General features: G+C 71.5%; 11 protein-coding genes. 8 read left to right on the top strand and 3 right to left on the bottom strand.

The features are described from left to right. Positions 1–98: 98 nt before the first annotated feature. Positions 99–959, bottom strand: coding sequence for a dihydropteroate synthase (gene folP / locus ACFWGJ_RS36420; protein WP_387333161.1), 861 nt, complete (start codon positions 957–959; stop codon positions 99–101). A 139-nt stretch (positions 960–1,098) separates the two neighbouring features. On the opposite strand from folP, the gene ACFWGJ_RS36415 reads away from it, so the two are divergent. Beyond that, the gene (locus ACFWGJ_RS36415) at positions 1,099–1,473 is read left to right on the top strand and encodes a DivIVA domain-containing protein (RefSeq protein WP_387333167.1); all 375 of its coding nucleotides are present in this window, start codon (positions 1,099–1,101) and stop codon (positions 1,471–1,473) included. Next, complete coding sequence (locus tag ACFWGJ_RS36410; protein ID WP_387333159.1) at positions 1,470–2,051, top strand: DNA-3-methyladenine glycosylase I; 582 nt, start codon at positions 1,470–1,472, stop codon at positions 2,049–2,051. The genes ACFWGJ_RS36415 and ACFWGJ_RS36410 overlap by 4 nt, the downstream gene beginning before the upstream one ends. A gap of 103 nt (positions 2,052–2,154) precedes the next feature. On the opposite strand, the gene ACFWGJ_RS36405 is transcribed toward ACFWGJ_RS36410, so the two are convergent. Next, the gene (locus ACFWGJ_RS36405) at positions 2,155–2,961 is read right to left on the bottom strand and encodes an enoyl-CoA hydratase/isomerase family protein (RefSeq protein ID WP_387333165.1); all 807 of its coding nucleotides are present in this window, start codon (positions 2,959–2,961) and stop codon (positions 2,155–2,157) included. Positions 2,962–3,322: 361 nt separating this feature from the next. On the opposite strand from ACFWGJ_RS36405, the gene ACFWGJ_RS36400 reads away from it, so the two are divergent. After that, positions 3,323–3,490 (top strand): DUF3117 domain-containing protein, encoded by a 168-nt coding sequence (locus ACFWGJ_RS36400; protein WP_003966491.1) that lies wholly within the window; start codon positions 3,323–3,325, stop codon positions 3,488–3,490. 151 nt (positions 3,491–3,641) lie between these two features. On the opposite strand, the gene ACFWGJ_RS36395 is transcribed toward ACFWGJ_RS36400, so the two are convergent. Continuing rightward, positions 3,642–4,340 (bottom strand): O-methyltransferase, encoded by a 699-nt coding sequence (locus ACFWGJ_RS36395; RefSeq protein ID WP_281403130.1) that lies wholly within the window; start codon positions 4,338–4,340, stop codon positions 3,642–3,644. 227 nt (positions 4,341–4,567) lie between these two features. On the opposite strand from ACFWGJ_RS36395, the gene sigE reads away from it, so the two are divergent. The 5 genes from sigE to ACFWGJ_RS36370 all read left to right on the top strand — a co-directional run bounded on the left by sigE (position 4,568) and on the right by ACFWGJ_RS36370 (position 9,844). Next, on the top strand, positions 4,568–5,269 hold the full coding sequence (gene sigE / locus ACFWGJ_RS36390; protein WP_387333163.1) for an RNA polymerase sigma factor SigE: 702 nt from the start codon (positions 4,568–4,570) through the stop codon (positions 5,267–5,269). Then, positions 5,266–6,231: an anti-sigma factor family protein gene (locus tag ACFWGJ_RS36385; RefSeq protein WP_387333157.1), complete on the top strand. Its 966-nt coding sequence runs from the start codon at positions 5,266–5,268 to the stop codon at positions 6,229–6,231. Before sigE ends, ACFWGJ_RS36385 begins: the two co-directional genes overlap by 4 nt. 139 nt (positions 6,232–6,370) lie before the next feature. Beyond that, complete coding sequence (locus ACFWGJ_RS36380; protein ID WP_387333155.1) at positions 6,371–8,263, top strand: trypsin-like peptidase domain-containing protein; 1,893 nt, start codon at positions 6,371–6,373, stop codon at positions 8,261–8,263. A 186-nt stretch (positions 8,264–8,449) separates the two neighbouring features. Continuing rightward, positions 8,450–8,905 carry a sec-independent translocase gene (locus tag ACFWGJ_RS36375; protein ID WP_387333154.1) on the top strand — a complete coding sequence of 152 codons (456 nt, stop codon included), beginning with the start codon at positions 8,450–8,452 and terminating at the stop codon, positions 8,903–8,905. Between the two features lie 282 nt (positions 8,906–9,187). Further along, positions 9,188–9,844: a hypothetical protein gene (locus tag ACFWGJ_RS36370; RefSeq protein ID WP_210880495.1), complete on the top strand. Its 657-nt coding sequence runs from the start codon at positions 9,188–9,190 to the stop codon at positions 9,842–9,844. Positions 9,845–10,027: the final 183 nt, after the last annotated feature.

The raw sequence follows: 10,027 nt of genomic DNA, 5'->3' as shown, positions 1-10,027 counted from the left end.
CTGGAAAACCAGCCCGTCCGGCGTTTGAGGACCGGGGGTTCGGGGGCTGGCCCCCGAGTCAGTGACGGGAAGGGTAGGGGCGGCGGGGGCGAGAACCCCTACGCCAGCCCCCGCCTGGCGACCGAAGGCGGACGGTGGCCCGCGATCGACGCCACCATGTCCAGGACCTGCCGCGTCTCCGCGACCTCATGCACCCGGTACACCTGAGCCCCCAGCCAGGCCGACACGGCAGTGGTCGCGAGCGTCCCCACCACCCGCTCCTTGACCGGCCGGTCGAGCGTCTCGCCCACGAAGTCCTTGTTGGACAACGACACCAGCACGGGCCACCCCGTGGACACCATCTCCCCGAGCCGCCGCGTCGCCTCCAGGGAGTGCCGCGTGTTCTTCCCGAAGTCGTGCCCGGGATCGATCATCACGGACTCCCGGGGCACCCCGAGGGACACGGCCCGCTCGGCCAGCCCCACGGTCACCTCCAGGATGTCGGCCATGACGTCGTCGTAGGCGATGCGATGCGGCCGCGTACGAGGCTGCGTACCGCCCGCGTGCGTGCACACGATCCCCACCCCGTACCGCCCGGCGACCTCGGCGAGCCGCGGATCGACCCCGCCCCAGGCGTCGTTCAGGAGGTCCGCGCCGGCCTCGCAGACGGCCTCGCCGACCTCGTGCCGCCAGGTGTCGACGCTGATGATCACGTCGGGGAAGCGCCGCCGCACCTCGGCGACGAACCCCACGGTCCGCCGCGCCTCCTCCTCGGCGGTCACCTCCTCGCCCGGTCCTGCCTTGACCCCGCCGATGTCGATGATGGCGGCTCCCTCGGACACCGCCTGTTCCACGCGTGCGAGCGCCGGCTCGTCGCGGAAGGTGGCTCCCTGGTCGTAGAAGGAGTCCGGGGTCCGGTTCACGATCGCCATGATCACCGGCTCGTGCGCGTCGAACTCGCGCCTGCCCAGCCTGAGCATCCCCTGTGACCTCTCCCAGTAGTTGTCGCCGTCGGGCCGCCTGCGACCCTAACGGTCAGAGTCGCATGGCACGATCGGTGCCTGACACTTTCCGTGCCGACGCGCCCCGCGTCGGCATCAGAGCGTGGGGACCTCAGAGATGTTCATGTTCCTGTTCCTGGTCGTCGCCCTCGTCGTCGTGGTCGGCGCGGTGACCCTCTCCGTCGTGGGAGGCGGTGACGGCGGCGCCCTCCCCGACGCGCTGCCGGAGCGTCTGCGGGACCCACTTCCCCCGGACCGCCCCCTGCACCGCGGTGACGTGGAGGCGCTGCGCTTCCCGCTGACCCTGCGCGGCTACCGCATGGTGGACGTGGACGACGCCCTGAGCCGTCTCGGCGCCGAACTGGCCGAGCGGGACGCCCGTATCGCCGACCTGGAGGCCGCCCTGTCCGGCGCCCGCTCGGCGGCGGCCCCTTCCGCGACCGCCTCCCCGGCCACCTCCCTGGAGAAGCCCGCGGAGGAGGACCGCCGGTGAGCGACGCCCTGAAGGGCGCCGACGGGGCCCTGCGCTGCCCCTGGGCGCTGTCCACCGACGACTACGTGGCGTACCACGACGAGGAGTGGGGGCGCCCGGTCCACGGCGACGACGCGCTGTACGAGCGGCTGTGTCTTGAGGCCTTCCAGTCGGGCCTGTCCTGGATCACGATCCTGCGCCGCCGCGAGGGCTTCAGGGCCGCCTTCGCGGCGTTCCGGATCGCCGAAGTGGCGGCCTTCACGGATACCGACAAGGAGCGCCTCCTCGCCGACACGGGGATCATCCGCAACCGCGCCAAGATCGAGGCGACGGTCGCCAACGCGCGCGTGCTCGTCGACTGGGCGCCGGGCGAACTGGACGAGCTGATCTGGTCCTTCGCGCCCGACCCGGCCACGCGCCCGGCACCGAAGGCGCTGTCCGACGTCCCGGCGGTGACCGACGAGTCGACCGCCCTCTCCAAGAGCCTCAAGAAACGGGGCATCCGCTTCGTGGGCCCGACGACGGCCTACGCCCTGATGCAGGCCTGCGGCCTGGTGAACGACCATTTGGCGGACTGTGTGTCCAGAGACGCCCGATAGAGCCGCCCCGCAGGGGCGCTCTTCAGGGGCGCGGGGAACTGCGCGCCCAGCCCCCACCGGACCGTCACCGTCGAGCTGAACCGAACCAACCCGGCCCCTTCGGCTACCGCCCCAGATACTTCGGCTTCTCCTTGTTGACGAACGCCTGCACAGCGATCAGGTGATCCTCGGATTCCCCCGCCCGCGACTGCAGCTCGTCCTCCTTCTCCAGGGTCTCGTCCAGCGAATGCGTGACCCCGAACGCAACGGACTCCTTGATCGCGGCGTACGCGAGAGTCGGCCCCTCGGCCAGCGCGCGGGCGACCTTCACGGCCTCGGCGGCCAGTTCCGCGGACGGCACGATCCGATGCGCGATCCCCAGCTCGTACGCCTCCTGCGCCGTGATGCTGCGCGGGAAGAGCAGCAGGTCGGCGGCGCGGGAAGGCCCGACGACCCGGGGCAGCGTCCAGGAGATCCCGGAGTCGGCGGTGAGCGCGACCCCGGCGAACGACGTGTTGAACGCGGCCGTGTCGGCGACGATGCGATAGTCCGCGGCCAGCGCGAAGCCGAATCCCGCGCCCGCCGCGACGCCGTTGACGGCCGCCACCACCGGCTTCGCCGCGCCCGTCAGGGCCCGCACGATCGGGTTGTAGTGCTCCTGGACCGTGCTCATGACGCCCTCGCCCGCGCCCGACTCGCGCGCCGTCAGAAGTCCGCCGACATGCTCCTTGAGGTCCTGGCCCACACAGAACGCGCGGTCGCCGGTGGCGGTCAGGAGCACGGCCCGTACGGACTCGTCCGCCGCGGCCGCCTGTGCCGCCTCGCGGAAGGCGACCTTGGTCTCGGTGTTCATCGCGTTCATCGCCTCGGGGCGGTTCAGCGTGATCGTCGCGAGTCCGTCGCTCACCTCGTAGAGCACGGTGTCGGCCATGGTGGTCCCCTCAGGTGTCGCGGATCCGTCGTACCCGTCGGTACGCACTGCTTCCGAGGACAGCATGGCGGAGATCATGGTGGGCGGCGGGGTTCGTACATGTGACCTGCGTCAAAGAATTCCGGTGTCCGAAACTCCATGCAGTGGCGCAGTATCGCAGTCACACCGCCGAAATGGGTGGTTTTGATCGAGCGCGTTGCGCAAGCGATGCCGACTGATGTTGGTCATCGGGTCCTGCGATGCGGGATAATGGCTTGGAAGCAATGTGTTCGATGCCGGTGACGCGTGTCCGACGAGAGGACGCGTGCCCTTCAACGGGGCCGTCGGCGACGATGAGCTGGTTTCAGGAAGGGGAACGAGCATGGCGGCCATGAAGCCGCGGACGGGCGATGGCCCGCTCGAGGTGACAAAGGAGGGGCGGGGCATCGTCATGCGCGTTCCGCTCGAAGGCGGCGGACGGCTCGTCGTAGAGCTGACCCCCGACGAGGCTGACGCGCTCGGCGACGCCCTCAAGAAGGTCGTCGGCTGACGCGGAACGCGACCATACCCTTCCACTGCCCCGGCATCAACGCGATGCCGGGGCAGTGGTGTTTCCGGGGATTTCGCGGGTTCCGGGAGGCTCCGGGGGCGTCAGGGCGTCAGGGCGTCAGGGCGTCAGGGTGTACGGGCGGGGGCCGGGATCAGCGCTTGACCGCGCACAGCAGGCCGTCGCCCACCGGGAGCAGCGAGGGAACCAGTTCCTGGCTCTCGCGGATCGCACGCAGCAGCTCGCGCAGCCGCAGGACCTCCGTGGGCTGCGGGCCCGACTCCACCGTGCGCCCGTTCGCGAACACGCCCTCGAAGACGACGAGGCCGCCCACCCGCAGCAGGCGCAACGATTCAGCGAGGTAGTCGAGGCACTCCAGCCGGTCGCCGTCGCAGAAGACGAGGTCGTAGCCCGCGTCCGCGAGCCGGGGCAGAACGTCGAGTGCGCGGCCCGGGATGAAGCGCGCCCGGTTGCTGGCGAAGCCCGACGCGCGGAAGGCCTGACGGGCGAACTGCTGGTGCTCCGGCTCGGGATCCACCGTCGTCAGTACGCCGTCCGGCCGCATCCCGTGCAGCAGATGAATACCCGAGACTCCGGTTCCGGTACCGATCTCCGCGACCGCCTTGGCGTCCACGGTGGCGGCGAGCAGTCGCAGCGCGGCGCCCGTGCCGGGCGACACCGAGCGCAGGCCTGCCTCCCGGGCCCGGTCCCGGGCCCAGTGCAGTGCCTCGTCCTCGGCGACAAAGGCGTCGGCGAACGCCCAGCTCGTCAGCCGGTTGCCGGTAATGGCCCTCTCCTGTCCCCGTGGTTGCCTGGGCGTGACTGTATCCGTTGCCGCCGGGAACCCGCAGATGGGACCAGGCGTTTAGAGAGGGTGGGCAACAAGGGTCGGGAACTGCACGGGGGTGGCGGATGGAGCGGGACGGCCGGCAAGTGCTCGCGCGGCCATATGAGCGCGTATCAATTTCTCGTAAAACCGCTTATCCGGAGCTAACGGGCGAGGTGGCTATGGTAGGGGCTCCACTGGACACCACCAGAGCCGACAGGGGAGGTGCGGCTGAACCTGTGGATCGAGGAGGGGTGCTCCGGCGCCTGCTCAGATCGTCGGGGGAGCCGAAATCCGTGAACGACACCGCTGACCGATCCCGCATCGCTGACTCCGCTCAGACCGCGACCTTCACGTCCGACGCGGACTCGCAGGCGTGGACCCCGCCCACGTGGGAGGAGATCGTCAGCACGCACAGCGGCCGGGTGTACCGGCTCGCCTACCGCCTGACGGGCAACCAGCACGACGCCGAGGACCTGACGCAGGAAGTCTTCGTCCGGGTCTTCCGCTCCTTGTCGACCTACACGCCCGGCACCTTCGAGGGCTGGCTCCACCGCATCACCACCAACCTCTTCCTGGACATGGTCCGCCGCAAGCAGCGCATCCGTTTCGACGCCCTCGGCGACGACGCGGCCGAGCGCCTGCCCAGCCGCGAGCCCTCCCCGCAGCAGGTCTTCAACGACACGCACTTCGACGCGGACGTCCAGCAGGCCCTCGACACCCTGGCGCCGGAGTTCCGCGCCGCGGTCGTCCTGTGCGACATCGAGGGACTTTCGTACGAGGAGATCGCCGCGACCCTGGGCGTCAAGCTCGGTACGGTCCGCAGCCGGATCCACCGCGGTCGCTCCCAGCTCCGCAAGGCGCTCGCCCACCGTTCTCCCGAGGCCCGTGCCGAGCGCCGCGGTTTCGCGGTCACCGGTGTGCCCGCTCTGGGAGGAGGGGGCACGAGCGCGTGAGTGGATCACGGCTGAATCCTGCCGACGGACCTCTGGCCGAGCAGCATCTCGGCGACCGACTCTCCGCCCTGGTGGACGGTGAGCTGGGCCACGAGGCGCGCGAGCGCGTCCTGGCGCACCTCGCCACCTGCGCGAAGTGCAAGGCGGAGGCCGACGAGCAGCGACGACTGAAGAACGTGTTCGCGGAGGTCGCCCCGCCGCCCCCGTCCGAGAGCTTCCTGGCCAGACTGCAGGGGCTTCCGGGAGGTGACCCGGACGGCGACAGCCCGCGACTGGGCCGGGGAGCGTTCGGAGCGTCCGGAGTCTTCGACATGACGCCGGACTCCTTCGGTTACCTGCCCTCCGGCCCCCATGCGACCACGCTCCCCTCGGAGCAGCGCGGCTTCCGCATCCATGACATCAGCCGGCGCGAGGCCGAGCGCTCCGCCTCCCGGGGCCTGCGCTTCGCCGCCGCCGCGGCCGGTGCCGTCTCGCTCGCCGCGATCGCGCTCGGCGGGGTCTCGACCGGCGTCGCGACCGACACCGCGGACGCACGCGGAGCTTCGGGCAACGGAAGCAACGTGACCCCGATGCGCACGACGAGCACGACCGGCGCCACGGGCTCCGACTCGCAGCGCCGCCGCTCCCTCGCCCCGCTGCTGGCCCAGGGCCAGCGTTCCTTCGGCAACGAAGGAGGCGCCCAGACGGAGCTGTCCGCGCCGCTGCTGCCCGGGGTGCCGGCGCCGGCGCCCGGGCTGTCCTCTACCGGCGGGCAGAGCAAGGACTCGGGCTCGATGCCCGCGCTGACCACCCCCGTGGTGGCCGGTGCCGCCGCGATGTCCCCGCTGATACGTCCGTTCGCACCGGCCCCGAGGGTCACGCTGACCACCTGGTCGTCGGGACCGGAGTTCGAGGCGTCCGTACTGTCGGCCGTGCCGTCGTTCGACCCGTCCGCCTCACCCGCGCCTTCCTCCTCGGGCTGAACCGGCCCTCTGCGCGGCGGCCCGCGAACCTGGTTGAATCCAGGGATGGGCCGCGCCCGCCGCTGTGATCCGGGCGCGGAGGTCGAGACGACGCGGCGAGCGCCGACATGCCGTGCCGCGGGTCAGGTGTGGGGAGAGCATGGACGAGGGGAAGCCCACGAAGCCGAAGTGGTGGAGCCGGCCACGGACCCATGGGCCGGATTCCGCTCCGGCGGACTCGGTGCCCTCGGGGGACGGCGCGAGCGGGGTGCACGGGGGAGACATGGACGGCGACTTCGAACTGGAGAAGCCCGCGGGTACGGGTGCGCCCGCCGGCGGAGCCACCGGCGCCGCCGCGGGCCCGATCGCCGCACAGACCGCGGGCGGGGTGGACGACCGTGTGAGCGCGCCCGCCGCCGGTGAGCGGCCGAGGCCCCTGCACGATCCGGATCCCTACAGCACACCGCCGTACGGCGGACCGGGCCCCTGGGCGCCCGCGCCGCCGGTGCAGCACCCCGGGACGACCCCCGCGCACGGCACGACGGTCGAGGCGGTGGCTCCGCCCCAGGACGCCCCGCTGCAGGACCCTCCCGGCGAGGCGGCCTCCGGGGCACCCGCCCCGCACACGCCCGCCCCGCACACGCCCGCGCCGCACACGCCCGCGCCGCACCTGCCCACGCCGCGGCCCCCCTTCCCTGAGACGCCCTTCCAGGAGACACCCGCCTCGGGCACTCCCGGCCCGCATACGCAGGGCCTCCTCGGCCCGGAGCCGCCCGGCGGCCGGCAGACGGCCGGGGCTTCCCCCCATGCCGACGCAGCCGAGCACGGCGCCCCGGCCCCCCACGCCCCCGCTCCCAGCACCCCCTGGCAGAACTACGACCCCTGGGCCGCCGCGCCCCTCCAGCACCACGGGGCCGCCGCCGAGGCGCCGGGCGGGCGCCGCGGGCGGACCGGGCGTGCGCTGGTCCTCGGCGCCGTACTCCTCGCCCTGGTCTCCGGAGGCGTGGGTGGGGCCGTGGGCGCCTATCTGGAGCGGACCGGGGGGATCGAGGACGTCGAGCTGCCGCAGGCCGGGGTGGAGGCCAAGGGGCGGGCGCCGGACAGCGTGGCCGGTATCGCGGCCAGCGCGCTACCCGGCGTGGTGACCCTGCACGTGAGCGGTTCGGACGCACAGGGCACCGGCACGGGGTTCGTCCTCGACCGGCGCGGCCACATCCTCACCAACAACCACGTCGTGGAACCGGCGGACGGCGGCGGCGGGATCACCGTGACGTTCAGCGGCGGCGAGACCGCCAAGGCCGAGGTCGTGGGCCACGACAGCGGCTACGACCTCGCCGTGGTCAAGGTCGCCCATGTCAGCGGCCTCAAGCCCCTCTCGCTCGGCAACTCGGACAACGTCCAGGTCGGCGACCCGGTGGTGGCCATCGGAGCGCCCTTCGACCTGGAGAACACCGTCACCGCGGGCATCATCAGCGCCAAGGAGCGCCCCATCACGGCGGGCGGCGAGGAGGGCGACGGCAGCGACATCTCGTACGTGGACGCGCTGCAGACGGACGCCCCGATAAACCCCGGCAACTCCGGTGGCCCCCTGGTCGACTCCAAGGCCCGTGTCATCGGCATCAACAGCGCCATCCGCTCCGCCGACAGCGGCTCCGACCTGGAGGGCGGCCAGTCCGGCTCGATCGGCCTCGGCTTCGCCATACCGATCAACCAGGGCAGGCGCGTCGCCGAGGAGCTGATCAACACGGGCAAGGCGACCCATCCGGTGATCGGCGTGACGCTCGACATGGAGTACTCCGGCGACGGGGCCCGCGTCGGCGCCAAGGGCAACGACGGCGGCTCGGCGGTCAGCCGGGGCGGCCCCGGCGCCCGGGCGGGCATCGAGGCCGGTGACGTCATCACCGAGGTGGACGGGCAGCGGGTGCACTCCGGCGAGGAGCTCATCGTCAAGACGCGCTCCCACCGGCCCGGCGACCGGCTGGAGCTGACGCTGGAGCGGGACGGCAGGGAACGGAAGGTCACCCTCGTCCTCGGCTCGGCCGACGGGGACTGACAGGAAGGTCACAGAAATCCGTTCACCCCCTTGTCCCCCAAGGCAAACAACCGGGAAAACCCGCCGTGTACACGCGGTCCGCAGCCCCGGGACAGTACCGGTCGGACAGGATCGCCGGGTACCGTGGACCGGGCCCGGACCACGGACGAACTGCCGAGCGCCGAGGACATCGCAAGGAGACGCAAGGTGTTCAATGACATAGGACCGCTTGAGCTGGTCACGATCGTTGTCCTTGCCGTGCTCGTCTTCGGTCCGGAGAAGCTCCCGAAGATGATCCAGGACGTCACACGGACCATTCGCAAGATCCGTGAGTTCTCGGAGAGCGCCAAGGCGGACATCCGCGAGGAGCTGGGACCGGAGTTCAAGGACTTCGAGTTCGAGGACCTCAACCCCAAGACGTTCATCCGCAAGCAGCTGGACAACGACGAGCTGGGGCTCAAGGAGATCCGTAACGGCTTCGACCTGAAGAAGGAGATGGCCGAGGTCACGGACGCCGTCCACGGCCGCGAGTCCGAGACGCCGTCCTCGGCCTCCTCGTCCTCTTCCTCGACGGGCTCCACCGGCGGCACCGTGGACATGACCAAGAAGCGCGAGAAGCTGGCGCCGGAAGAGCGACCGCCGTTCGACGCGGACGCGACCTGAGACGACCTGAGGCGATCTGACGCCGAACGGCCCCGGGCGGCGCGCCCGCCGTCCGGAACGCGCTTCACTTTCAGTCGAACGCCGTCCGTCTCCCCGTTCCCCGCTTGGGTTCCATCCGTTCGGGATGCGCCGGATCAGGTGCGTATGTGAGCCATGTGCCGACCGGTTTTCCGGGCTTCGGCGCAGCTGTGGCTATCCTGCCTAGTTGTTGTGCGGACCGGACGGACGCCCGAAGGGGGGCGGGCCACCCGGTCCGCCGAGAGCGAGGAGGCGTCCGGGCAGATGGAGACGACAAGTCGGGTAGGCGCGCAGGCGCCGGCTGCGGAGGGTGGACAACAGCTCCCCTCCGCCCGGCGCACGGTCGACGGCTACCTGCTGGCGCCCTTCCCGTGGTACGGCCTCGACGAGGCCTTCACGGGGCCGCGCTGGCTGATGCAGGTCGGCGCCGCGGCCGACGGAGCCATCGAACACGGCTCGATCGGACACGGTGACGAGCCGTCGGTGCGCAGTGAGTCCACCGAGGACAAGGAGCGATTCGCGGTCGTGGTGACCGTCGCGGGCAACCCCGTACGGCGCAGCGCCGACGGTACGGGGCTGCTGGAGGCCACTTCGGTGTCCTCCGCGGCCTGGCTCGCGGGAGTGGGGCTGCTGTCCTTCACCTGGCCCGGGCAGATGGACCACACCCTGCGCGACGACTGGCTGGACCAGCAGACCGAGACGGCGTGGGTCCTCGCGGACGATCTGAACGGGTCCGACTGGTCGACGCTGTCCCTTCCCGTGGACGGGGTGCCGACGCCGTTCCACTACAGAGAATCCGAGTTCGGCTGGGTCCTTGCGGGGTCCACGCAGGAAGGGGTTCATGTGGGGGCGTACGGGCGGGGGATGAGTGCGTACGGGGTGGCTTTCGCGATGATCAAGGACATCGGCACGTACGCCTAGGCGGCGGGCCGCGTCCTTACTCGGCTGCGGCCCGGCGGGGGTTGCTCGCGCAGTTCCCCGCGCCCCTCAAAAAATGGGCTGCGCCCCGACCCGCTTGTTCGGCTGCGGGTCCGGTGGGGGTCGGCCGCGCCGTTCCCCGCGCCCCTTCCGGGGCGTGTGGTGTCCGTCGGATTGTCGGGTGCG

Source organism: Streptomyces sp. NPDC060205, assembly GCF_042728395.1.
Classification (GTDB): Bacteria; Actinomycetota; Actinomycetes; order Streptomycetales; family Streptomycetaceae; genus Streptomyces.
The sequence above is the reverse complement of the archived record's forward strand: the minus strand, read 5'-3'. Positions and strand labels throughout refer to the sequence as shown.